The following is a 23,869-nucleotide window of genomic DNA, read 5'->3' as shown; positions in this document are numbered from 1 at the left end:
CCGGAGCGCCAAGCAGCAGCAGGCTGTTTTACTGGCAGCCGCAGGATTGTCTGATGGCCAGTTCCGGTATTTGTTTTGTCGATCGAAGCGGGTGAGCCGGGTTCATGGATCCGCTCGAGCAGCATACGTGCCGCGCGGCGTCCCAAGGCTTCGCCTTTGGTGTCGACGCTGGTTAGTGGGGTGGCTCCCAGAGGGCTGCTCCGCCGATGTTGTCAGGCGATGCTGTCGCTGTGGCAAATGATGCCATCGGGGAGCGGGCCGGCTTCAATGAGGCGTTGACCGAGATCCAGCCCGCTGACGCACACCGCGATGATGGACGACGCCCTGAGCCGGGCCATCATTCTCACAGGGGACCTGCTGGCACGGCTGACGCTAATCCTCAACGATCTGGAGATTGACGAGGATCGCATGCGGACCAACCTGGAAATCACCCACGGGCTCGTTTCCTCCGAAGCCGTCATGCTTTCACTCGGTCACGCCATTGGCCGGCAGCACGCGCATGACGTCGTCTACGAATCTGCTCAAGAAGCGATCAGGACACATCGGCAGTTCGGAGAAGTCCTAGTAGGTGCGAACCCGACAGTCACCGCGCACCTAACAGGCGCTGCGGATCACCTGATGTCGGCGGTCTCGTAGTCGTTGTTCTGTCGTTGCCTCGGGGTGGCGTGTTGTTGTTCAGACGTTGGAAGCATCAGCGGCGCGGGGTTCCCGAATTGATGTGCCACCTCGTGGTTGCGGGTAGCCCAGCGCGCGGCATTGGCAATGACGCGCTGGATGCCCTTGTGGTGATAGGTGGGGTACGTTTCATGGCCCGGGCGGAAGTAGAAGATCTTTCCGGCGCCGCGCTGGTAGCAGGCCCCGCTGCGGAATACCTCCCCGCCTGTAAACCAGCTGACGAAGACCAAGGCGTCCGGGGTGGGTATGTCGAAGAATTCGCCGTACATTTCTTCCTTGTCCAGGATGAGGCTCTCTTCCACGCCTTCAGTGATCGGGTGTCCGGGTGCGACGTTCCAGAGGACCTCGCTGTCCGTGCTTTCCCTCCATTTGAGATTGCAGCTGGTGCCCATCAGGCGTCGAAAAATTTTCGATCCGTGCCCGGAGTGCAGCACAATCAGTCCCATGCCGTCGAGGACGCGCTGCTGGATACGATCCACCACAATGTCGTCGACCTCATCGTGTGCACCGTGACCCCACCAGACGAGTACATCGGTGAACTTCAGAACTTCGGGGCTAAGTCCGTGCTCCGGTTCGTCGAGGGTTGCGGTCGCAGCATCGATTCCCTGCCCACGCAGCGCGGCTGCAATCGTGGTGTGAATGCCGTCCGGATAAATCGCGGCTACTTCGGGGTTGTCTTTCTCGTGGCGAAATTCGTTCCAGACTGTGACTTTTGGCATCAGATTTTTCCTTTGGTTGCTGCTGTAGAGTCCGTGGCACGAAGGAGCGAACGGATGTCCTGTGGCATGTTTGTTTTGGATGATTCGATTGCGCCGAGAGTCATTGCGAGAGTGGGGAGGTTTGCCTGCCCACTCGTCATGGGAGGACGCCCTTCGCGGATGGCCGATCGAAACTCCGAAAGCGATCCGACGCGGTCGAACGTGTCCATCCTCGGAAGGGTGAGGACCTCGACAGGCCCGTTCAAGGGGCGCACGATGACTGCATCCGAGGCCGTACCGGTGTCCGCCCGGCCTGTCCATTCGATCGTGCCTCCGGAACATTCGATCAGCCACTCCCCGGCCCAGAGAGTCTCCTGTTCGGTACTCACCCAGCTTCCCTGATAGTTGACGACGGCTCCGCCGTCGAAGACTAGGGTGGCCATGGCAGCAGCGGGGTCCATGAACTTGCTCCACGAGGGATTCCAGGCGTGGCAGTCGATGTGCACAGGCTCCTGGCTGGTGATGTACCGCATGAGGTCAAAGTGGTGAATGGACATGTCCATGAGGAGTGGGTCGGCCAGTCCGTAGTGGCGGTTAGTGCCGATCGGAGCGCTGTTGGCGTACTTCCGGAACTTCACGGTCACTGAGCCGATGTCACCAAGTGCCTTTTCCCGGACGAGCCGGGAAACTGTCTGCGCCGCGGGGTAGAAGCGGTAATTCTGGCTGACCATCAGTAGCCGGTCGGAGGCTGCAGCCGTCTCCACCATCTGCTCTGCGTCGCTGAGTGTGGCCGCGATGGGCTTCTCGACCAGCACGTGCTTGCCTGCGGACAGGGCTTCGATGGCTACCGCCGCATGGCCGGGCAATGCCGTCGTTACCAGAACGGCTTCTGCATCGGTAGCTGCGATGGCTTCTGTAAGTGAGGCAAAGCAAAGGGAAGGATCGGTTTCGACGTCGGCGCTCAGCAGCTTGAGCATCTCGGGTACCACATCGACATAGCCCACTGTGCTCAGGAGGGTTGGGTGCTTCTTGAGTTCGGCTGCCCAGGAACGCCCCCATCCTCCGAGTCCTACCTGAAGGATTCGCAGAGGAAGCGATGGTGGATGGCTCAGGGACGTGGGCAGCGGAGAGGTTACGGTCATTGGGGTTTCCTTTCGTTGTTCCGGTCGCTATGCACCAGCGGTGTTTTCCTGCGATGAGGTTTTTCTGGCCCACGACGTAGACGGCGATGACGCCACCGGCAAGACAAGGAGTCGTTGAAGGCGAGACAGCCTTCAGAGGTTGCAAATAGTTTCTTGTCGTTGGGTTGGGGGTGTAGTTCAGGCTGATGGGAAGGTCAGAGAACACGCTGGCAGCAGTCGGGGGTGCTGGAGGCGTTGCGGTGGAGTTCCGGCGCGTCCTTCGGACTGGGTCTACACAAGGTCTGGTCAACCCGTCTCAATGGCTCCCTGTCCCACGGGGAACTGGTACCGCTGACCGAAGTCTTTGAGGACATTGAGATCGGAAGGCTAAGGTTCGGTGAAGACCTCAGGAAATCGCTTGGAATCACTGGCCCAAGCCGCGCTCATTGTTTAAAGGCATCCGATGAGGATCAATGGAATCCTGCGACAAAAGAGTGGCTCCGACAGACAAGCCGAAATTATTGGGCTAGCTGGTCGTTGCTTGCAAGGCAGCGCCCACGACGCCCGCAGAGTTTTCCAAGCTGGCCGGGATAACCGGGGCACGGAGTGACAGGCGTGGCAGGTATTCGTTGCTGCATGCCGAAATTCCCCCACCGATGATGATCAGGTCAGGTGAGAAAAGGAACTCCACATGTGACAGATACTGTTGCAGCCGGTCGGCGTACTCCATCCAGCTAAGGCCTTCATTTTCGCGGGCGATGGCCGATGCCCGGGATTCTGCCTTGTAGCCGTCAATCTCCAAATGGCCCAGCTCGAAATTGGGTACAAGCTTTCCATCAACTATGAGTGCTGATCCGATGCCCGTTCCCAAGGTAAGGACCAGGACAACGCCGTGTTTGTCCTTCCCCACGCCGTAATGGGTTTCTGCCATACCAGCTGCGTCAGCGTCATTCACGACGCAAACGGGCCGACCGAGCCGTTCCCGCAAGTAAGCCTGAACATCCAGTCCGATCCAGCTGTCGTCCATGTTTGCTGCCGACCTGGCCACTCCATGCTGGACTATCGAGGGGATAGCGACCCCGACAGCAGGGTCGGTCTGCCCAGGGCTTTCGGATCCCAGCTCATCGATGAGCTGGGACAAGGTGTCTACGACTGCATCGGGTCTGCCGGAGGTAGGTGTCCGGAGTTGACGGACGCCGCTGACCGGGGTGCCGTTACTCATGCTGATGATTGCACCCTTGATCCACGTCCCGCCGACATCGATTCCTATCCGAAAACCTAGTCCGGACGGCACGTCGGTGATAGCGGTTGAGGGTCGTGTCATCACGTTTCCTTTGCATAGTTATGGGGGCATGGCCGGAGGCGTTGTTCGGGTATTTCTTCGTGCTGCTCGGTTCGGCGGCATCGCAAGGAGGTGCCTCCCGGCGCCTAGGCGCCGGGAGGCTGGTTTCAGTGCCCGGTACGGCTACGGCTGGAGCCAGGCAGTGGTCGCACCGGGCAGGGAGTCCGCTTCGAGTGGCGAACTGGAGACCAGCACCTTGCCGGCGGGCAGTTCGAAGGCTTCCTTACCGAAGTTCGTGACCGAGGTCCAGCCGTTGGGGCGCCGGAAGGCCACGACGTCGGTCCGGCCGGTTCCCAGCCATTCCAGGGTTTCGGCGGTTTGCAGCTGCGACCGCAGGGCCAGCGCCCGGCGGTAGAGGGACAGAGTTGAGTCCTCCTGCGCATCCTGGGCTTCCACTGACTGGCTGGCAAACCACTCCGGCTGCGGCAGGTGGGCACCCCCCGTCCCGAAGCCAAACGAGTTGCCCGAGGCTGCCCATGGCAACGGAACGCGGCAGCCGTCACGGCCGATTTCCACGCCCTTGTTGCGGAAGAAGGCCGGGTCCTGGCGCTCTGAGTCGGGAATTTCGCTGCCGACTTCCTGCAGGCCCAGTTCCTCACCCTGGTACAAGTAGGCAGAGCCTGGAAGGGCGAACATCAGCAACGATGCGGCGCGGGCACGGCGGAGGCCGAGTTCGACGTCGACATCCTCCTGCTTGCCTCCGGCGAGCAGCCACTGCTTCCCGGCCTCGCCGGACATGATCTCGCCCTCGGCCGAAGGCCCGGACACGGGGAGCCCGTAGCGGGTTGCGTGCCGGACGACGTCGTGGTTGGAGAACACCCACGTGGAGGAAGCGCCGGACGCCTCAGCCTCGGCGAGGTTCTTGGTAATGATTTTCCGGAACTGGGCGCCGTCGAAGTCGGCTTGCAACAGGTCAAAATTGAACGCCTGGCCCAGCCCCTCCGGGCTGGCGTAGCGGGCACGGCGGTCCGCGTGCACCCAGGCTTCGGCAACGGCGGTGCGCGGCGGGTTGTATTCGTTGAAGACCTTGCGCCACTCGGCGTAGATCTCGTGGACTTCGTCACGGTCCCAGTACGGATGCGCACCGGCCAGGTAGAGCGCCTCGCCCTGGGCTTCAAGGTCTGCCTTGGTGGGCAGGGACTCTTCGAGGTTCTTGGTCAGGGCATGCGCGACGTCAATGCGGAAGCCGTCCACGCCCCGGTCCGACCAGAAGCGCAGGGTCTTCAGGAAGTCCTCGCGGACCTCGGGGTTGTCCCAGTTGAAGTCCGGCTGTTCCTTGGCGAAGATGTGCATGTACCACTGGCCGGGCGTCCCGTCAGGTTCAGTAATGCGCTCCCATGCGGGACCGCCGAACACGGAGTCCCAGTCCGACGGCGGCAGTTCACCGTTGTGGCCCAGTCCGTCGCGGAAGATGTAGCGGTCGCGCGCCGGGGCACCCTTGGGCGAGGCGAGGGCTTCCTGGAACCACTCGTGGCGGTTCGAGGAGTGGTTGGGCACGATGTCCACGATCAGCTTGATGCCGGCGGCCTGCAGGGCAGCAGCCATCTCGTTGAAATCCTCCAGCGTGCCGAGCCGCGGATCAACGTTACGGTAGTCGTCCACGTCATAGCCGCCGTCAGCGAGGGCTGAAGGGTAGAAGGGGCTCAGCCAGACCGCATCAATGCCCAGGTCCTTCAGATAGGGGACCTTGGCGGTGATGCCGTTGATGTCACCAATGCCGTCACCGTTGGAGTCAGAGAAACTGCGGGGGTAGATCTGGTAGACCGAGGCCTGGCGCCACCAGGTGGGGTCGGCCATGCGCTCGGATTTTGAGGAGTTTGCCGGAGAGGCGATGGTGGACAACGGTATGATCCTTTTTCTTATTATTGCGCGTTGTTGCTGGTGATTTGGTCTGGTTATTTCACGGCCCCGCGTATTACTCCGGAACGGTGGCACACACCGTGGGGCCGCTTCCAACCCATCCCATGCCATCTTCGGCCGGGTTGGAGGGGGCCCACGTTGCATTTTTGAAGGAGCGGACCTAGCTCACCGTGGTTACTGTGGCTAGATCCGTCGGCTACTGGGTTCCGGATACCGCACTGAGCAGGTGCGTGGCATTGTCGTATCGGAAAGTAACGGAACCGCCTGGGTGGTCCAGCACGATGTTTGAGCCATTTCGTACCCCGTCTGCTCCGTAATTTTCATCCCAATTGCCGTTGAGTGCTGCCTTATATTCGTACCGCCCGGCTGGCAGGTCCATGGTGAGGCGCGTCTCCCGGGTATTTTTGGGACTGATCGGATGGAAGGGCCGGAACAGTGTCTGCAGTCAGTCAAGCGGTTTGGCGTCGGGAATCGAGTTGATACGTGTAGCCAAAAGGGACTGCATTGCTGAGGCCGACGACGAAATGTCCGTCTCCGAGCCGGGTCACCAAGATGCCGTGCGTCCGTTGCCGCCTGGCGCTCTCGATCATCCTGTCCACCGCCGCAGTGATGCAGCGGTCCATGGAAGCCCCGTCGCGGACCCTGATATCAATGGGTTCCACATCTTGCATGTTCATGACTTGCTCACCTCGCTGGGTCGGATAAGTAGGGCGGTATAGCCCTGCGCTTTTTCATACAGGGTTCGAAGTTCGACGCCGTAAGCAGCGTACTTACTCCTAGTTAGGCAAGGAAGATTTCGGTCAGTGCTCCCATCAGGTCGGATTCCAGGTCCATGGAGTGAAGGTGGCTGATCAGCAGGGAGGGCTCGGGACACTGCTGGATTTTTCTGAAAATGCTGTCTTTAAGGTGGAAGTCGATCTGGGCGTCTGTGAGAAGTTCAAGCGCGCGGGTGGGGGCGCCATTCGTCGCCAGATTCATGCCGCTCTCAAAGGTGAGTTGGAGTCCGTCTTCGGTAGCGACGTTCTCCACGCTGATTGTGGTGGTGTTGGTGGCGTGGTTGGTCGTGAGTGTGTACTTCATGGGCCGTCCTGAGCTGGTGACGGCGACATTTTCCGGGGCAGCGAAGCCGGTGAACGACAGGTCATAGTTCCGCTGTGCCGGGAGCGCTGAAGTGTGGCCAACCGCAGGGTAGACGGTGAAAGTCCCGGCTTCCCAGTCCAGCTCCATGCTGGTGCTGGTCTGTTTCCTGGATGAAGTTTTTTCTGTTTCGTCGTCTTCGATCAAGTCAAACGACCCCGAGGCTCCGGCGAAGATCCGAAGTTCAAGGCTCGTGGGGTTGGCTGTTCCGTTGCTGGCTTCGCTTCGCTCGGTGAGGGGGATGATGGCACCGGCCGGTGCCAGTACGGGAATGTGTTCCGGGCGGCGGTAGAGGTAGATGGTGCGGTCGCCGCGGTAGATCAGGCCGGTGAAGAAATCGATCCAGGTCCCTTCGGGCAGCCAGGCCTTGGTCTTGCCAAGGTTCAGGGCAGTGTTCTGGGGTGAGGTGATGGGGCAAACTACGAGCTTGGTTCCGAAGAGGTATTGGTTGGGCACCTCATAGGCTGCTTGGTTGTCCGGGTGTTCGTAGTACATCGGCTGGATCAGTGGCAGCCCGTCGTGCGAGGCGCGGTGATTCATGGTGTGCAGGTACGGTACGAGCCGGTGGCGGAGCCGGAGGTAGTCCTTCATGATCTCTCCCGCGCCCGTGCGGAAGCGCCAGGGCTCTTTGCCGGTGAAGGGGCTTGCGGAGCTGTGCAACCGCATGAGGGGTGAGAATACGCCGAATTGGGTCCATCGGACGGCGAGGTCGTCGTCCTTGTATCCGCCCATGTGCCCGCCGATGTCGTGGCTCCACCATCCGTAGCCAATGTTCGAGGCGGTGGCGGTGAAGTAGGGCTGGAAATCCAGGGATTCCCAGGTCACGATGGTGTCGCCGGAGAATCCGACGGGGTAGCGGTGGCTGCCGGGCCCGGCGTACCGGGAGAAGGTCAGAGGGCGTTTGCCGTCACGGGCGCTGTCAAGGAAGTGCAGGTGGTTCAGCACCCAGAGCGGGTCAAGGCCCGGCACTTTGGAGTGGCTTCCGGATTGCCAGTCCAGCCACCAGAAGTCCACGCCGCGCTCTTCCAGCGGGTGGTGGAGTTCCTCGAAGTAGGCCTTAAGGAACTCTGGATCGGTGACGTCGAAAACGATGGGGTGTTCTTCCGCCGGATCCAGGCCGAGGGAGCGGGCGGCCGCGGCGTAGGCGTCTTCGTGGGCTCGGACGCCGTCGGCGGGGTGGACGTTCAGGGTCAGCCGCAGGCCGTTTTCGTGCAGCCAGTGCGTGAATTGGTCCGGGTCCGGGAATAGGTCCGTGTTCCAGGTGTAGCCGGTCCAGCCACTTCCGTATTTCGGGTCGATGTCCACGTGGTGCCAGTCCATGTCCAGGACGGCGACCGAGAAGGGGATGTCCTCGGTTTTGAAACGGGTGATGAGTTCTTTGTATTCGGCGGCTGTGTACCTGTAGTAGCGGCTCCACCAGTTCCCGAGGGCGAACCTGGGGATCATCGGGGTGTTCCCGGTCAGGCGGTAGAAGTCCTGCAGGCAGTCTCGGTAGCTGCGACCGTAGCCAAAGAAGTACAGGTCCTGTCCCTGCCCGGGCCTGGGTGAGAACCAGCCGTCGTCTTCGAGCAGCAGGGTGGCGCTGTCGTCGAGGACGGCGTAGCCGTTGCGGGACATCAGTCCCGGTTCCAGGGGCACGGCGCCATTGGCGTTGTCCAGGGTTCTGGCGGTTCCGCCGAGGTTTTCGCCGGTCTCCGAGTACCGCCAGAGGCTGTGGTAGGCGCTGAGGTTGCCCCTGACCTGGATGGTGAGGCCGTTCGGTGAAAAGGGCTTCTTGTCATAGGTCAGGTGCAGGTGCTCGGTGAGGATTTGCAGGTGGCCTGCTTCGTCGATGACCCGGAATTCGGGCTGGTCGAACCGCCGGTTCAGCGCCATTTGGGAGGCGCGGTCTTCGAAGGAGCCGTCCTCGTTGTATTCCATCCGGATCATTCGGGAGGTCAGGACGGTAAACCGGTATCGGTCACCGCGAATGACGGACGTTTCCGCCGCGGCCGGATCGGTTGCAAGCCGCAGATGAGGTGCGAGGCGTTGGGCGTCGAGGTGGGTTTTTTCAGATGTAAGAGTCACGGTGTTGGCCTTTGACAGTGTTCTTGTTCCGCCGCGTCCCGCTGGTTTCCGGGCACGGCAGGATACGGGCCGGGGTGAATGGCAGAAGCGGAGATGGAAGGTGGGTGTTCGTTCAGCCCTTGACGGAGCCGGAGGTCGCGCCGGCCACGAGGTAGCGCTGCAGGCCCAGGTACATGACCAGGACGGGCAATGAAGCCAGCAGTGCTCCGGCGGAGAAGACGCCGAAGTTGGTGTTGCGCTGTCCGTCGATCAGGCCGAAGAGTCCGACGGCGAGGGTCTTGGACTCGTTGGCGGTAAGGAAGACTGAGGAGAGGAGGACTTCCCCGTAGGTGCCGACGAAGGTCAGCAGCGCGATGGTGGCCAGGATGGGTTTGACCAGTGGCAGGACGATGAGGAAGAACGTTTGGGCGTGGGAGGCGCCGTCGATCCTGGCGGCTTCGTCCAGTTCCCGGGGCACGGTGTCGTAGTAGCCCTTCAGGAGCCAGACGTTGCCTCCGAGGACGCCGCCGAGGTAGGCAAGGATCAGTCCCCAGGAGGAGTTCAGGCCCAGTGCCGGGAAGATGTCTCCGATCTGGACGAACATCAAGTACAGCGCAATGAGTGCGAGCAGGGAAGGGAACATCTGCAGCAGGAGCAGTCCCAGCAGGAACTGGTGTCTGCCGCGGAAACGCAGGCGGGAGAAGGCGAAGGCTGCGGCGCCGGAAATCAGAACCGTGGCCACGGTGGCGCTGACGGCGACGACCATGGAGTTGATGAACCAACTGCCAAACTCGAGGCCGGGGGTGGCGAAGAGTTTGGTGAAGTTTTCCGTGGAGGCCGCGGTGGGGATGACGGAGGTGCTTTGGAGGGTGCCAAGCGGGTTCAGGGCTGCGGAGATGATGAACAGGATCGGGAAGACTGCGAAGAGCAGGGCCAGGAGCGCGACGAGGTAGCGCCATCCGTCGCGCTGCCACCAGGATCCGTGGATCCCGGGTCCGGTCCGGCGTTTGGGCGTTTCGGGTCCGGCGGCGGGCGTGGGCAGGGAGGTATTCAGGGTGGTCATTGGCTGTTTTCCTCCAGTGCCTGAGTACGGCGGAAGGTGGAGACGGACATGAGGGCGACGATGATGAAGATGAAGATCGAGATCGCCGCGGCGAAGCCGAACTGTGCTCCGCCCCCGCCGAAGGCGAGCCGGTAGGTGTAGCTGATCAGCAGGTCAGTGGCCCCCGCCTGGGGGTTGTCCGGTGCGAACGGGCCGCCCCTGGTGAGCAGGTAGATCAAGGCGAAGTTGTTGAAGTTGAACGCGAAGGACGCCACGAGCAGGGGCGCGACAGCGGTGAGCAGCATGGGCAGGGTGACCGCACGGAAGGCCTGCCAGGGTGAGGCGCCGTCGATTGTGGCTGCTTCGGTGAGGCTGGCCGGGATGGATTGGAGCGCCCCGGTGCAGACGATGAACATGTAGGGGAAACCCAGCCAGAGGTTGGTCAGCAGCAGTGCTGCTTTGGCCCAGAACGGGTCGCCGAGCCAGTCGATATGCAGGCCCGTCAGGTTGTTGATCAGGCCGAAGTCCGTGTTGTACATGCTGGCCCAGACGAGGGCGGTGATGAAACCGGGCAGGGCATAGGGCAGCAGCAGCAGGGACCTGGTCAGCCGTTGCCCCACCAGTTTCCTGTTCAGGACCACGGCAAGCAAAAGCCCCAGAGCGAACGTCGAAGCCACGGACAGGGCTCCAAAGGCGATGTTCCACGTAAGGATGCCGAGGAAGCTGTTCCGCAGTGTTGTGTCGGAGATGATTCTGGTGAAGTTATCGAAGCCGACAAACTGCTGCCAGCCGGGGTTGAGCGAGGGTCCCTGCCCGTCCGCGGGAACCCAGCTCGCATCGCGGGCGATGTACGTTTTGCCGTTTGAGGTGTCAGTGATGGTGTCAGTGGCCTGATCGTAGGTGTACTGCATTTTGCCCAGGAGCGCCTGCGAGAGTCCGACCTTTTTCACGGCCTCGCCGTCGCCGGCGGGCACTTGGAAGGCGTCGAATTCTGCTGACCTGGCGTTGACCTGGACACCGCTGAGGATGTCGTAGCCCTCCGCTGCGGTGACCTTTCCGCCGGTCAGGGTGACCTCCGAGGCGGGGAGCGGTTCCAGGCCGTCGTTGTCGCCTTTCTGGACCGTGCCGGCGGGGTCGGTGAGAAGGTAGACGAAGTCTGCGGTGGCCGGGTCGCTTCCTGACGGTACCGCAACGGAGAGGGTGTAGCGGGGGCTACCGGGCTGTTCCAGGATTTGGCCGTCCACCGTGATGGAGCGGATGGACTCTTCCTTGGACAGGGTGTGCCCGTCCGAGCTGTTGGTGAAGGCGGTGTAAAAGGTGTACGCGACCGGAAAGATCTGGAACATCAGCATCAGCAGAATCCCCGGCACCAGATACTTCAGCGGTATCGCACGGCCGGTGGCGTAGACGGCGACGACGACCAGGGTGGCCGCGGCGATGACGGCCGCGGCGATCCATTGTTCCTGGCCGATGGTGATGGAGATGCCCTGTATAGCCACAGCGAGCACCACGGCAAGCAGGAAGTACCGCACGAACAGGCCGAAGCCGCCCGTTCCGGAGGTGGGACGCAGGCTATGCCGGCGCTGCCCGTCCGAGGGTCCGGCGGGGGTCACGTCCGGCCGTTCTTTGAGTGAAGTCATGGAGTGTCCTTTCAAGGACGCCGGGGGCTGTCCGGCCCCCTTTAGGGGCCGGACCACCACGGTTGTCTCAGGTCAGCCGGCTGCCTTGATCTGCTGACGGATGGTGTCGGCGGCTGCCTTCAATGTCGACGCAGGATCGGCACCGCCGATGATCGCTGCTTCGGCTTTGCTGAACGGATCCCAGGCGACAGCCATGGCCGGGAATGTGGGACTGGGCTGGCCCTGGGCGGCGGAATCGCCGAAGCCCTTCAGGACCGGGTCGCTCGCGGCGAGGTCATTGAAAGCTGCCAGCAAGGCAGGTGCGCGCCCATCTGTCTTGGACAGGGACTTCGCCACGTCGGGGTTGTTGACCATGAAGTTCGTTACAAACTCTTCGGCGAAGGTTTTGTTCTTGGCCTTGGATGAGACATAGAACGTCTGCGTCCCCACGAAGGGCTGCGAGGGTTTTCCGCCGATTCCAGGGACTGGCGAAACTGCATATTTCACGCCGGACTTGTTGAGGTCCTCGAGGGCCCAGCCACCGGAAACCAGGAACGGGGCCTTGCCGTCCGCGAAGAGCGCGATCGAGTTGTCTCCGCTGATGGACGTTTTCAGGACCCCTGCCTTGGCGAACTCCTGGATCTTGGTCATGGCCGCGATGGATTCCGGTTTGTCCAGCCCCAGGTCGTCCTGGTTGTAGCTGCCGTCAGCGTTCTGGCCGAACAGATACCCGCCTGCAGAGGTGAACAGCGGCTGGAGGTGGTAGGAGTCACCGTTTTGGCCCACGGGAAGCGAGAGGGCCTCGGTGACTTTGCCCTGATTCTTCAGCTCCAGACCAGTCGTGACGAGATCCTCAAACGTGGCTGGGAGCTCCGGAACGAGCTCGGTGTTACGGATCAGCGCAACATTGTCCACCGCTTGGGGTACGCCGTAAATCTGCCCGTTATAAGTTACGGATTCGACAGTGACATCAACGAACTTTGACTTCGTTTCGGGGCTGAGGTTCAACGGTTCGATAGCGGCATTTTGGATCAGATTTCCAAGGCCATCCGCGGCGGTGAGTATAACGTCAGGGCCTTTGCCAGAGTTGGTAGCCGTTATGTACTGGGCGCGCAGCTCACCGGCGATGCCCTGCACCTCAACGGATATACCGTTGTCGGCACCGAACTTCTCGGCAAAAGGCTTCAGACTGGTGGCCGCGCCCTGTGTGGCCCAGATGACCAGATCTGCATTGCCACGCTCAGGGGCCGCAGTAGCTGACGCATCAGGTTCAGCGACAGCCGATGTGGCCGCCTCCGACGGGGACGTGCTGGTCCCTCCGCCGCTGCAGCCGGTGGCGAGAAGGCCAAGGGCAGCAAAGAGGGCAAACCCAGGGGCAACTATTTTTGGGGAACGCATGAAGACTCCTTCATCTCCGAAATTTGGTCGCCGAGGCCAAAGCCGACGGCGCTGTCAACGATTTCCCTCGGCCAGCTCAAATGCGTCAAATCACGTTTAGCGTTATACCAATCGGCGCACGAAGCTGAGGAAGGTTTAGCGTTATACTGGAAATGTAGCAAAGCGCTACAGCGACTGTCAATGGGGGAGAGGGCCTGACCGTACGATGGAGACTGTCATATGTACCGCGGTGGTGAGGGGATGAAGGCCATGGCCACGCTCAAAGACATCGCCAAGGAAGCCGGCGTGACGGTCATGACCGTCTCCAATGTGATCAACCGCAGGCACGATAAGGTTTCCCGGGCAACCATCGAGAGAGTCTCCCAAATTGCCAGGCGGCTGGACTACGTCCCCAGTGCCACAGCACGCAGCCTTGTCGCCAGGTCCTCTCAGCTCGTTGGCGTGCTGTTGCCTGCCCCCGATGATGAAGGGATCGTCCTCAGCACCCACAACGTGGTCGTCATCGGCATCATCGAGCGCTTGCTGCGCGACAACGGGTATCACTTGCTGCTGCGCGGGGTTCCCGACGTTGAGGAGGCCTCAGGGACGCTGCGATCCTGGAACCTGGACGGTGCAATCTACATAGGCTTTCTGGACAGCCAGATCCAAAAGATGCGGGCCACGTTCGACACGCCGCTGGTCGTGCTTGAGAGCTACGCTGCCAATGCAGACTTCATGAACGTCCGCCTCAATGACCTAAAAGGTGGCTACCTGGCGACCCGGCACCTTATCGAGAAGGGCCACAAACGTATCGCATTCGTGGGCCCGGATACGACCGAACGCGGCGTAGTCAAAGAGCGCTATGAGGGCTACAGGCAAGCCCTTGAGGAAGCCGGGATAACACCTGATCCTGCGATCGCGCTGACCTCCGACGTCAGCCACGCAAGAGGCATTGAAGCCGGGCGGCTGCTCTGCGCAGAACACGGCGATGTCACGGCCGTCTTTGCAACGGCTGACCAGCTTGCGGTCGGAATCATGGAAGGCGCCCGCACGGCAGGACGCACCGTGCCGGACGACCTATCCATCGTCGGCTTCGACAACCTCGAAATAGCAACCATCGCCAACCCTAAGCTGACGACGATCACCCAGGACCTGGACCGAAAGGCCCATACGGCCGTCGAACTCCTCCTACAAAGCCTGAAAGCGAAAGACCAGCAGCCACAGGAGACAGTTCTTGAAGTGGAGCTCATCGAACGCGAATCGGTGAAGGACCTAAACGGTAGCGAACTCTGATCGAGCTCTCCGCAACCCAAGTCTCGACAGCCGCCGAGATCGAGGTCTAAGGCCGATGGCTGGTGAGCGTCTTGCATCGCGATGATCTGTCGTTCCCGGCGGGCAGGGGTCCGGCGTGCTGACCATGGCAGCCAGCCGGGGCAGGTCATCCACGCCGCCCTCGCGCAGCTCACGGTGGCGGCCCAGTAGCTCCATCACCCGGATGTTCTGTTGTCGCTCTTTGTCGTCAGTTGCCGCTAGCGAGGATGCTCCACCATGCCGCCACGCGGAGGCTTTCCTCAGTCAACGCGGCCCGTTGACAGTCAATTCAACGCTTGCTAGGTTCATGTGAATGCTGAACGAACAGCACTTAGTGGCTTATTAAGTATAACGATAAACGTGATCTGCAACGCCAACCCTGTGATGTGGCTGATCGTTGACAGCGCCGTGGCATCAGTGCCCGACGGAAACTTTCGAAGATGAAGGACTCTGCTATGCGTCCCCCCAAAATTCTTGCCCCCGGATTCGCCTTCTTTGCCTCCCTCAGCCTTCTCGCCACCGGCGTAGGGACCAGCGCGTCCCCGTCCGAGGCGGCCACATCGACAGTGGCTTCAGATGCGTCATCCACTGCCCACATCCAGCCAATGATCAGAGGATTGGACAAGAACTCGCCAGAGGCTGGACCGGGGAGAGTCGCACAAGGTGATGTGATCGCGAATTTATGGGAATGGAACTGGGAATCGATCGCCAAGGAATGCGTGAACGTCCTGGGTCCGAAGGGCTACGGCGGAGTGCAGGTGGCGCCTCCGCAGAACTCGGTGAGCCTGGACAACGTGCCAAATAAACCTCAGCATCCCTGGTGGGAGGTCTACCAGCCGGTCGATTACACCTTAGATAGCCGCATGGGCACCGAAGCTGAATTCAAGTCCATGGTGGCCGCCTGCCGTGGCGCCGGAATTAAGGTTTACGCAGATGTGGTGATCAACCACATGGCCCGCGATGGCAGCGAATCGTACGGCGGTGCCACTTTCACCCGGTACAACTATCCTGGGCTCTACGAGCGCGCGGACTTCCACAGCCACCCGGAGGACTGCCCCGTGCCATTACCGGCGGATCCAAATGATGAGAACACTATCTGGAACTTCAATGACTACCGGCAGGTCACCAACTGCGAGCTGCTAAGGCTTCCCGACCTTCGCACCGAAACTAATGAAGTGCAGGACACACTGGCAGGGTATCTGAACAAGCTCATTAACTATGGGGTGTCCGGGTTCCGCGTCGATGCTGCCAAACACGTGCCTCAAGCGGACCTGGCTGCAATCAAAAGCAAGCTTGATAGAACCGTGGACGGGGACACACCGTACTTTGCCCTGGAGGTCATCCCGGGCGGTCCCGGGAAACTAACCCCTCATGCGTATCAGGAGGTCGGAGACCTGCTTGGCTTCGACTTCGCGTACCAAGTCAAGAACGCATTCAAGAGCTACAACCCCGGCAGTCCGGGAAATATCACCAATCTCGAGGTTTTTGGTGAGGACGCAGGTCTGCTGCCCAGTGAAAAGACAACAGTTTTTGTCCAAAACCATGACACCGAGCGCGGCAACGACACACTCAGTTACCGCGATGGCAGCACGAATACTCTAGCAACCCAGTTCATGCTGGCCTACGGATACGGAACCCCCCAAGTCTACGCAGGCTATGCCTTTGAGGGCCTTAAAGTGGATTCTCCTCCGTCGGACGATCAGGGCTTCATCACCGATACCGACTGCAGCAAGGCGTGGGCCTGCACCCACCGCAACACCGGGGTCGCGAATATGGTCCGGTGGCACAACAATGCGGGGGACGCCAAGCTGGAGAACTGGTACGACGACGAGGTCAACCTTATTGCGTTCAGCCGAGGCAACAAGGGATGGATCGCCATCAACAACCATGCCACCGACAAAACGCAGACCTTCCAGACAGGGATGCGTGCTGGTACGTACTGCAATATCATCCATGGTGACTTCAACAATGGCACGTGCACCGGACCTACCATTGAGGTGAACAAGCAGGGAGAAGCCACAGTGACTATTAAGAGCAAGGATTCAGTAGCGTTCGATAGCAATAACCTGATCCGGCACTAAGTCATCACTGGAGACGGGGGAGTCTTGGTGCCAGTCCCGGCCCGCAGCGCAATTGCTGCGTTCGAAGCTACGCGACTTGGTCACTGTAGTGAACCGGCATTATGAGGCCTGAACAGGGCCCTGGGCCCGGCATTTCGCCAGGCCCAGGGCCTCAAGCGCGCCAGATCTGCGTCAGGAGTCTTCAGCCTACTGCTGGCACAGCGACGCCAACAGCGCTACTGCCAAGTGTCAGTCCTGATGGATACGCCTGTGACCGAAGGGCTCCCGTGCAAGAGTGCGATGTCGAGCGTTGGACCCGACATTCGGCTTGCGGCACGTCATCGATCAGGGAGATGCGTGGTAACGGCGCTAGTCGCGGTCGTCCAGTGGTCCCCCTGCTAATTACTTGGGATTAGGGCGGATTAATTCATCAGATGAGATACGTAGAGTACAACTCGCACCGCTGCTGCGCTGGCTCTTGGCATGATCATCTAAAAAAGCGCCTGTTTGGACCTGTGGGACCCCGGGGCGCCCTGCAATGTGCACGGCACGCAGCCGCTTTGCGTAGTCCCTCGGAGGTGAAGAGCTCTCCCTACGGATCGTTAGAAGTAACAGCCCCTCCTTCAGTAATCCTCCGCTAATTTCCGATCGCCGATAATGAATATTCCGTCAAGGTAGGGCGCGGAGCAGCGGAGCGCGGCTGGCACCAAGTCACGCATTATCGCTTGGCCCTATGTCCTCGAGTTCTCATCACTCGGGCGGCACCCGCCACTTCGTGTGTGAGCGTCAAAATTGTGGGAAATTCCTTTTTCTTGACGGTGGCTCACGATGTTCTCAGATCCCACCCTGACAGTCAGAGGAGAAGGAAACGGGGGGAGTAGCTCGAGAATCGTCGAAATAGGCCAAAGAATCTGGACCTGATGAAGTCCGTTTGGGGCAGGGGGTGTCTAAGTCATATGTCGTGGCTGGGCGGGCCTCTGAGAACGAGCAGGAACTCCGCCCACAGGCCCTATCCTCCCTTGTCAGGCGGTTTTGACGTCAGGATGGGGTGTGCTTTAAGCAGACGAACTCCCGCCCGTGAGCTAGGTTCATGGGATTTAAGGAAACCGGCTCTACACCGGGCCTTATTCGCCCAACTTTTAGCTGCTGGTCCTGCAGCGCTGTCGCAGGCGAATAGTTTCAAGTCGAATATGCATGCGCACCAGTGGCCAGCCTGAGGGCACTTTTCGGCCTCCTCGCTGGGCGTTCGACAGTGGTTTGCCTCCTTTTCAGCTCATGGGCAAAGCCCATGGTGTCCCTCTTGGAATGTCAGGCGGGACCCTAACAGAGCCTCATCTGGCGACATGAGACGGCGCACGCCGTCGTATTCTGCGGGCTCCCCGAAGGAGGCCGACCGCCCTTCAGGATCTGCGGCGGTCACCGTGGCAGAGAGACCGGCAAGCAGGTTTTCGAGGTGGTGCCGTGCCATGGCAAGGCGTGAATGGAACTCCTGTCCTGCTGGGCTGCTGCGAATGTTCCGGCGACGGCTTCAACCCGCGCCCCGCAGCCTACGGCTGTCATGTCAGCTGACTGGAGCCCGGGCGGGCCGTGAGCAAACGCCAAAGGGTAAACACAGTAACGGCGCCGACCAGTGCCATGGTTCCTGTGCCAAGCCCGGAATAGCCGACGGCGGCGAGGACGGGTCCCGCGAGGGCTCCGCAAGTTGCACCGGTGAGGTTCATGAGGAGGTCTGAAACACCTTGCAGGGGTGCCCGTTCGGCTGCGGACACCGAGTCGCCCACGAGAGCCGAGCCGGAAACGATGGATGCCGACCATCCCAGACCCAGGAGGATCAGGCTCGGAGTCACCATGGTGTGCGGGGCGAGCCAGGCGAGCACCAAGGATGCCAGCAGCATTGCCTGCCCCGTCAGCAGCACGGGAATCCGGCCGAGGCGGTCTGAGAGCCACCCGAACAGTGGTGAAAGGCCGAACATCCCCGCAATATGGAGGCTGATGGTCATGCCGACGACGGCGAGGCTCGCCCCATGATCGTGCAGATGCACCGGGGTCATTGACATGAGAGCAACCATGGCGCCATGGCTGAGCGCCACCACCGTCACGGCGTAGCGGGCGCCGGGATTGTGGCGAAGGATCTTGAAGCCGGAATCAGGTTTGGTTCTGGTGCCGCTGTCTTTTCCCGGTTTGGGCCCCCGAACCGGAGGCTTAAGCCGGAGGCCCGCATAAAAGACCAGGGCGGCAAGTAACTGGGCCACCACTGTGAACGCGAAGGCGCCCGTTAGCGCCGGCAAGTGGACCAGCCTGCCGAATGCCTCTCCGGGTTCGAAGAGGTTGGGGCCCGAAACCGCACCAATGGTGGTTGACCATACGACGATGGAAAGGTCGCGGCCACGGCTCTTTGGCGTTGACAGATCCGTGGCAGCGAAGCGGGCCTGGAAGCTCACAGCGGTTCCCGCGCCAAGCAGGATGAGCCCAATCAGCAAGGCCGGGAAGGACGATATTGCCGCCGAAGCGATAGCCAGGGCTGCACCGAATCCGGACGTCAGCGATCCGGCCGCGAGCGAAACTCCCCGTCCCCGTTTCACAGCGGTGCGGGCCAAGGGGATGGCAAAGGCGGCGGCGCCGAGTGTATTCATCGTGGCGGCCATTCCGGACCAGGCCGTGGAGCCGGAAACCTGGACGGCAAGAAGGGAACCGAGCGAAAGCGAGGCGCCCATTCCTAGTCCGCCGAGGACCTGTCCTGCGATGAGAACGCTGATGGTGCGCCGCTGCCCTTCGTGCCGCTCCGGGGCGTCCGTTTCAACCGCTACTTGATGTGTGGCAGGAGTTTCCATGTTTCTGACTTTCTCCGTGAACCGGGCACGGCAACAGAGGGGAAGTCCGCGGATCAAGCGGAACCTCCCCAGTGCCGGACCTTAGCCCCAAGTGGTCTTGATGCTTTCGATGAAGGTTCTGAACTGCGCCACCATGGAGAAACTCCCCGGAGCGCACAGCCATTGCTGCTGCATGCCGTCAAGGACGGCGATGGTGTTGTTGACGATTGCCTCCACGGGTGCGTCCTGTGCGACGTCCCCGTGGACCTTCCCGTCTTCCAACGCTTCGCCAAGCCACCGGCGCAGGCTCGAATAGTGGTCCAGAAGCCATTGATGCGCGGGATGTCCTGGTTCGGTGGCTTCGGCGGAGAGCCTCACGAAAAGCCCCACCCAGTCGGGCCGGGTGGAGTTCCTCGCAACCAGGGACACCAGGGCATCGAAGGCTGCCCAGCCCAGCGGAGCCTGCTCGCCGTCGAAAAGGAAGTCAGCATCTTCCTTGGAACGGTGCTCAAGCACCGCCGCCAGCAAGACCGTTTTGGACGGAAAATGATGAAGCAGACCCGATTGCGAGAGACCGGTCTTCACCGCGACATCGGCAATGGACGTTCCACCGTAACCGCCCACTGCAAAGAGCTCAATCGCGGCCTGGATCGCCTTCAGCCTTGCAGTTTCCCCGCTTTGACGGCGCCGGGGGTGCTCCCGCTCTATTCGGTATCCGGCTGGATACGACATGGTTTACTCCTTGCTTCTTCCGGCCACTACGGCCTCGTGTCTTGTGGGAGCCAGTTCCAGTCTGACATCGCCAAGTCCACGCGCGACGACGACCCGGCCTCCGATGATGTCATCCCAACGATGGGCCGTACTGTTCCACAGCCGTTGCGCGCGGGGGTCGCAGCTGACGTCGATGCTTGCCTGCCCGCCGGGTCCCAGGTGAAGCTGCGCCCAACCGATGAGCCGTGGAGGAACGGAACGGTCATCAGGGAAGCGGTAGACCTGCACTGTTTCTGTTCCTGCGCGGTTCCCTACGTTGCCGACGGCGACACGCACGGACTTCACAGCTTCCCCCTCCATGGACGTGATCTCGGCGGCCTTGTAGTCCCATTCGGTGTAGCCGAGGCCATGTCCGAACCAGAAAAGGGGCTGCTCAGAGGAGGTGCTCCATCCCCTGTATCCCACTCCTGTTCCCTCTGAATACGGGAGCCTGCCGTTACGGGGTGCCACTGACCACGCCGGGCCTTGGCCGTCCCGGGCAGGGAAAGTGGTGACCAGGCGTCCTGCAGGTTCGACGTCGCCGGTCAATGCCGCGGCAATGGCGTCGCCCGCTTCCTGTCCCGGCAGGCCGGCAAAGACCACCGCGTCCACGTCCGCGATCCACGGCATGAGAACCGGCGTGGCGGCATTCAGGACCACAACGGTCCGCTTCGCCACGGCCGCCACCGCCGCCACAAGCGCATCCTGGTCCCCGGGCAGGGAGAGGGTGCTCTTGTCCTGGCCTTCCGTTTCCTGTTCCTGCGTGTAACCGACGACGACGACAGCCACGTCTGCGTCAGCGGCGGCCGCCACAGCGTCCCGGATGGCAGCAGCGCTGTTTTTCAGCGCGGGTTCCGCGACCAGGCCGATGAGGCGATTCTCGTCCTCAGCCTCAGTGGTCGCGCTGATCCGCGCTCCCGGACCGACGTCCAGTGGTGTGGCATGGCTTTTGGGACGGAAGAAGCCACCGCCCGGACCGTCGTGGAAGCGGGTCCGGAAGGACTCCCGGTATCCGGACGCGGAAAGGTCCCAGACGCCGGCCCCGCGGGTGCCGATCATCATCCTGGCGGGCTTGTCGAGTGCCAGCTCGGCAGAGAGCTCGATGGACGCCGCTCCGGAAGCCCAGCTTTCCCCGCTGACCTCAAGCTCCGGGACATCCAGGTGGCGGGTGCCGAGCAGATTACCTTCTTTGTCGAAGGTCCGGGCGCGCACACCACGGGTCCCGGTTTCCGGATCCCGGAGGAGTTCCGGATTCGCTGCGAGCCATTGCGTCCGGGTTTGAACCCCGTCGACGACGGTTACGCGGTCCTCGCCGAGGGCCCGCGCTATTCCCGTGGCGGCGCTGACGACGTGGGGCGGGCGCACGATGGCGGAGCCGCCACCTTGCGCCACGGTATCGATCCCGTGACGGCCGATGATCACCACGCTTTCCGTGGAGTCCCTGCGGAGTGGAAGCGTGTTGTCGCGGTTGACCAGGACGGCCATGCTGCGGGCAGCGAGCCGGCGCAGCTGTCCGCGGCGTTCCGGGCTATCAGGGCGGGGCAGGTTCCGTGTCCAGCTGCGACTCTCGTCGAAGGCCCCCACCCGTGAGGCGAGCTTGAGAAGTCTGCGGACGTGGTCGTCGATGGTGTCCTCGGAGACGTCACCTTTCTGGACGGTGGCAGTCAATGACCGGCTCCAGGGGGTGTCCGGTCCGGGCATGACGAGGTCCAGCCCACCGTTGGCGCTTTCCACGACTGTTTTGGTGGCGAGCCAATCGGACATCACGAGCCCGTCGAATCCCCATTCCTCTTTTAGGACTTTGTTCAGGAGCTCGTCGTGCTCGGTGGCCGCGATTCCGTTGATCTTGTTGTACGAGGCCATGATCGTCCAGGGTCGGGCGTCTTCCACCATGATCTGGAAGGGCAGCAGATACAACTCCCGGAGGGCATCTTCCGGAACCACCGAGTCCACCGTGGTGCGCTCGGTTTCGGCTTCGTTGGCCAGGAAGTGTTTTGGTGTCGCCGCGATCCCCCGTTCCTGCAGGGATTGTACGTAGGCTGCCCCGAGGTGACCGGTGAGGACAGGGTCTTCGCTGAAGCATTCAAACAGGCGCCCTCCCAGCGGGGTCCGGTGAAGGTTTACCGTGGGGCCCAGGACGACATGGGTTCCTTGGTCCTCTGCTTCGTCTGCAAGGATATGTCCGACCTCGCGCATCACGTCCACGTCCCAGCTTTGGGCGATGAGCGTTGCGTTAGGCAGCAGGCAAGAGACCCGTCCTCCGACCACCAGCGGACCGCGTACCCCTGAGGGCCCGTCGGACATCACGATTTCCTGAAGGCCGATCGCGGGCTCATCCGACAAGCTGAACATCCTTGCCCCGGAGAGGAGCTTGACCTTCGAAGGAAGGTCCAAAGCGGCAATCGCCTGTTCGATGGCGCTTCCAAGGTCCTGGCCCATGGCTGCGCTCTCCTCGCTGTCTGCGCTTGTCGGCACGTGATATTCGCTCATCGGACCTTCTTTACCGGAAGAATCGTCAGCGCACCGAACAGGGCGATCACGGCTGCCACGGCCAGCAAGAGGTCGTAGCTCCCGCCACCCATTGCGAGCAGTGCAGCTGATACTGCCGGCGCAAGTGTCTGCGGGCCGGCCATGGCGATGTTGAAGACACCGAGGTCCTTTGCTGTGTCATCCGGGTTGGGGAGGACATCAATGACGAGGGCAAGGTCAACGGCGATGTAGGTGCCGAAGCCGATGCCGATAACCAGTTCCGCCCAATAGAAGCCGGTTGTAGAGTCAGCCAGGGTCAGCATCCATGTGCCTAGGCCGAAGATGATGGCTGAGATCCAGATAAAGACCTTTCGACGCCCGAGCCTGTCCGATAGCCATCCGGCAATTTGGCCTGCAGTAACCAGCGCGAGGGTGTAAATGAGGACACCGGTGGCCAAGGCACCTGCTGCGTCCTGTTTGGAAAGGCCCAGGTCCTGCTGCAGGTACAGGAGACGGAACGTGACGAACATGAACAATGCCAGGACGACAAGAAAGCGTGAGATCCAGGCAAAGGCGAAGTCCGGGTGCTTGACCGGGTTAACCCAGAAGGTCTTCAATGCGGTGCGCAGGCCACCTTCAGATGCAGGCCGGCGCTCCATGGGCTGGTCCGGCAACACGAATGCAAAGACGAGGACCAGGATCAGCCCGAGGACTCCGGGAACCAGGAACAGAAGTAGCATGTTCTGTCCGAGAAGACTTGCCGAGTACGCCGCCCCCAAGCCCGCGGCCTGGGAAGCGATGCCGATCATGCCGCTAACTTTGCCGCGCTGCCACTGAGGTATCTGGTCTGCCAGGGAGGCCGTATGCGCAGCCACCGCAGCATTGCCAAGGGCCTGAGCAAAGAACCAGCCGATGGCCAGAACCACGACATTTGGTGCCAGCGCGATCACGGCCAGGCTCACCAGCAGTCCCACGGCGCCAGCGACCAGCCAAGGGCGACGGCGGCCGAAACGGCCAATAGTGCGGTCGCTTAGCCGGCCAAAGATGGGGTCGAAGAGGAGGGCGGCGAAGGCCCCCATAGAGATGACGAAACCCAGCGTAGAGGCAACTGCAGCCTCGGACACCAAAGACTGCACCTTGAGCGTCATCCCGGCCACGATGGGCACGGAAAGAGCCGTCATAAGCCCGAGCCGGGCCAGAACCATCGTGGCGATCACGTTTGCTTTGGCTTTTTCCTTGGGAAGGGAGGTGTTGGGCGACGGCAACGTCGCTCCTGCAGCCGGATCAGACACAACCATGGGTCTCATCGCTTTCTGTGGGTTGGGGGAGGGGAGCACCAGGTATCAGTCCCTGATGTGATGGATACCACGATACCACTAACAGACCGAGTGCTCGGTCTGTTATCTGTATCGTTACCTTACGCTGTGCCCGGGCTTCTACCCGCCCCGTCTGCCTCTAAAAATTCGCGCCCTGCCAGCAGGCTTCAGGGGTGTGAACGGGAATGTCTACTGCGTCGCTACGAAGCCACAAAGCTTCGAGGGAATCGTTGTTT

At 61.4% G+C, this 23,869-nt stretch carries 16 protein-coding genes and 1 pseudogene; 3 read left to right on the top strand and 14 right to left on the bottom strand.

Annotated elements, in window-relative coordinates:
* Positions 1-312 precede the first annotated feature (312 nt).
* Positions 313-636 (top strand): lyase family protein, encoded by a 324-nt coding sequence (locus tag AC1DBN_RS16940; protein WP_231454819.1) that lies wholly within the window; start codon positions 313-315, stop codon positions 634-636.
* Here the strand turns inward: AC1DBN_RS16940 and AC1DBN_RS16935 are convergent.
* The 10 genes and pseudogenes from AC1DBN_RS16935 to AC1DBN_RS16890 form a co-directional block, all read right to left on the bottom strand.
* Positions 612-1,394 carry a ThuA domain-containing protein gene (locus tag AC1DBN_RS16935; RefSeq protein WP_231454818.1) on the bottom strand — a complete coding sequence of 261 codons (783 nt, stop codon included), beginning with the start codon at positions 1,392-1,394 and terminating at the stop codon, positions 612-614. The genes AC1DBN_RS16940 and AC1DBN_RS16935 overlap by 25 nt on opposite strands.
* Positions 1,394-2,515, bottom strand: coding sequence for a Gfo/Idh/MocA family protein (locus AC1DBN_RS16930; RefSeq protein WP_231454817.1), 1,122 nt, complete (start codon positions 2,513-2,515; stop codon positions 1,394-1,396). The genes AC1DBN_RS16935 and AC1DBN_RS16930 overlap by 1 nt, the downstream gene beginning before the upstream one ends.
* A 505-nt stretch (positions 2,516-3,020) precedes the next feature.
* Positions 3,021-3,818, bottom strand: a complete 798-nt coding sequence (gene ppgK, locus AC1DBN_RS16925) for a polyphosphate--glucose phosphotransferase (protein WP_231454816.1) — start codon at positions 3,816-3,818, stop codon at positions 3,021-3,023.
* 141 nt (positions 3,819-3,959) lie between these two features.
* Entirely contained in the window at positions 3,960-5,678 is a 1,719-nt protein-coding gene (locus AC1DBN_RS16920) for a glycoside hydrolase family 13 protein (RefSeq protein ID WP_231454815.1), read from the bottom strand.
* A 214-nt stretch (positions 5,679-5,892) separates the two neighbouring features.
* Positions 5,893-6,084 (bottom strand): annotated as a pseudogene (locus AC1DBN_RS16915) (pullulanase X25 domain-containing protein); the annotation flags it as partial.
* 61 nt (positions 6,085-6,145) lie between these two features.
* Positions 6,146-6,373: a hypothetical protein gene (locus AC1DBN_RS16910; RefSeq protein WP_231454814.1), complete on the bottom strand. Its 228-nt coding sequence runs from the start codon at positions 6,371-6,373 to the stop codon at positions 6,146-6,148.
* 103 nt (positions 6,374-6,476) lie between these two features.
* Positions 6,477-8,900 (bottom strand): glycoside hydrolase family 31 protein, encoded by a 2,424-nt coding sequence (locus AC1DBN_RS16905; RefSeq protein WP_377204639.1) that lies wholly within the window; start codon positions 8,898-8,900, stop codon positions 6,477-6,479.
* Positions 8,901-9,012: 112 nt separating this feature from the next.
* A complete protein-coding gene (locus tag AC1DBN_RS16900; protein ID WP_231454812.1) occupies positions 9,013-9,942 on the bottom strand; it encodes a sugar ABC transporter permease in 930 nt (309 codons plus the stop codon).
* Positions 9,939-11,561, bottom strand: a complete 1,623-nt coding sequence (locus tag AC1DBN_RS16895; RefSeq protein ID WP_231454811.1) for an ABC transporter permease subunit — start codon at positions 11,559-11,561, stop codon at positions 9,939-9,941. Before AC1DBN_RS16895 ends, AC1DBN_RS16900 begins: the two co-directional genes overlap by 4 nt.
* A gap of 72 nt (positions 11,562-11,633) precedes the next feature.
* Positions 11,634-12,938 (bottom strand): sugar ABC transporter substrate-binding protein, encoded by a 1,305-nt coding sequence (locus AC1DBN_RS16890; RefSeq protein WP_231454810.1) that lies wholly within the window; start codon positions 12,936-12,938, stop codon positions 11,634-11,636.
* A gap of 249 nt (positions 12,939-13,187) precedes the next feature.
* Between AC1DBN_RS16890 and AC1DBN_RS16885 the strand changes: the two genes are divergently transcribed.
* Together AC1DBN_RS16885 and AC1DBN_RS16880 are read left to right on the top strand one after the other, a co-directional pair.
* A complete protein-coding gene (locus tag AC1DBN_RS16885; RefSeq protein WP_231454809.1) occupies positions 13,188-14,210 on the top strand; it encodes a LacI family DNA-binding transcriptional regulator in 1,023 nt (340 codons plus the stop codon).
* A 473-nt stretch (positions 14,211-14,683) separates the two neighbouring features.
* Positions 14,684-16,309 carry an alpha-amylase gene (locus AC1DBN_RS16880; protein WP_231454808.1) on the top strand — a complete coding sequence of 542 codons (1,626 nt, stop codon included), beginning with the start codon at positions 14,684-14,686 and terminating at the stop codon, positions 16,307-16,309.
* A gap of 1,535 nt (positions 16,310-17,844) precedes the next feature.
* On the opposite strand, the gene AC1DBN_RS16875 is transcribed toward AC1DBN_RS16880, so the two are convergent.
* The 4 genes from AC1DBN_RS16875 to AC1DBN_RS16860 all read right to left on the bottom strand — a co-directional run bounded on the left by AC1DBN_RS16875 (position 17,845) and on the right by AC1DBN_RS16860 (position 23,615).
* Entirely contained in the window at positions 17,845-19,119 is a 1,275-nt protein-coding gene (locus AC1DBN_RS16875) for an MFS transporter (protein WP_231454807.1), read from the bottom strand.
* Positions 19,120-19,200: 81 nt separating this feature from the next.
* Positions 19,201-19,830 carry a TetR/AcrR family transcriptional regulator gene (locus AC1DBN_RS16870; protein WP_231454806.1) on the bottom strand — a complete coding sequence of 210 codons (630 nt, stop codon included), beginning with the start codon at positions 19,828-19,830 and terminating at the stop codon, positions 19,201-19,203.
* A 3-nt stretch (positions 19,831-19,833) separates the two neighbouring features.
* On the bottom strand, positions 19,834-22,338 hold the full coding sequence (locus tag AC1DBN_RS16865; protein ID WP_231454805.1) for a glycoside hydrolase family 3 protein: 2,505 nt from the start codon (positions 22,336-22,338) through the stop codon (positions 19,834-19,836).
* Positions 22,335-23,615 carry an MFS transporter gene (locus AC1DBN_RS16860; RefSeq protein ID WP_477723727.1) on the bottom strand — a complete coding sequence of 427 codons (1,281 nt, stop codon included), beginning with the start codon at positions 23,613-23,615 and terminating at the stop codon, positions 22,335-22,337. Before AC1DBN_RS16860 ends, AC1DBN_RS16865 begins: the two co-directional genes overlap by 4 nt.
* Positions 23,616-23,869: the final 254 nt, after the last annotated feature.

It is taken from the genome of Pseudarthrobacter sp. 10T415 (assembly GCF_056394175.1).
This window is presented reverse-complemented; position numbering and strand designations above follow the sequence as displayed.

Excerpts from the sequence above, each read along its gene's own strand:
- AC1DBN_RS16940 (WP_231454819.1), top strand. The coding sequence starts at position 313 with ATGGACGACGCCCTGAGCCGGGCCATCATTCTCACAGGGGACCTGCTG.
- AC1DBN_RS16935 (WP_231454818.1), bottom strand. The coding sequence starts at position 1,394 with ATGCCAAAAGTCACAGTCTGGAACGAATTTCGCCACGAGAAAGACAAC.
- AC1DBN_RS16930 (WP_231454817.1), bottom strand. The coding sequence starts at position 2,515 with ATGACCGTAACCTCTCCGCTGCCCACGTCCCTGAGCCATCCACCATCG.
- ppgK (WP_231454816.1), bottom strand. The coding sequence starts at position 3,818 with ATGACACGACCCTCAACCGCTATCACCGACGTGCCGTCCGGACTAGGT.
- AC1DBN_RS16910 (WP_231454814.1), bottom strand. The coding sequence starts at position 6,373 with ATGAACATGCAAGATGTGGAACCCATTGATATCAGGGTCCGCGACGGG.
- AC1DBN_RS16900 (WP_231454812.1), bottom strand. The coding sequence starts at position 9,942 with ATGACCACCCTGAATACCTCCCTGCCCACGCCCGCCGCCGGACCCGAA.
- AC1DBN_RS16895 (WP_231454811.1), bottom strand. The coding sequence starts at position 11,561 with ATGACTTCACTCAAAGAACGGCCGGACGTGACCCCCGCCGGACCCTCG.
- AC1DBN_RS16890 (WP_231454810.1), bottom strand. The coding sequence starts at position 12,938 with ATGCGTTCCCCAAAAATAGTTGCCCCTGGGTTTGCCCTCTTTGCTGCC.
- AC1DBN_RS16885 (WP_231454809.1), top strand. The coding sequence starts at position 13,188 with ATGGCCACGCTCAAAGACATCGCCAAGGAAGCCGGCGTGACGGTCATG.
- AC1DBN_RS16880 (WP_231454808.1), top strand. The coding sequence starts at position 14,684 with ATGCGTCCCCCCAAAATTCTTGCCCCCGGATTCGCCTTCTTTGCCTCC.
- AC1DBN_RS16875 (WP_231454807.1), bottom strand. The coding sequence starts at position 19,119 with ATGGAAACTCCTGCCACACATCAAGTAGCGGTTGAAACGGACGCCCCG.
- AC1DBN_RS16870 (WP_231454806.1), bottom strand. The coding sequence starts at position 19,830 with ATGTCGTATCCAGCCGGATACCGAATAGAGCGGGAGCACCCCCGGCGC.
- AC1DBN_RS16865 (WP_231454805.1), bottom strand. The coding sequence starts at position 22,338 with ATGAGCGAATATCACGTGCCGACAAGCGCAGACAGCGAGGAGAGCGCA.
- AC1DBN_RS16860 (WP_477723727.1), bottom strand. The coding sequence starts at position 23,615 with ATGGTTGTGTCTGATCCGGCTGCAGGAGCGACGTTGCCGTCGCCCAAC.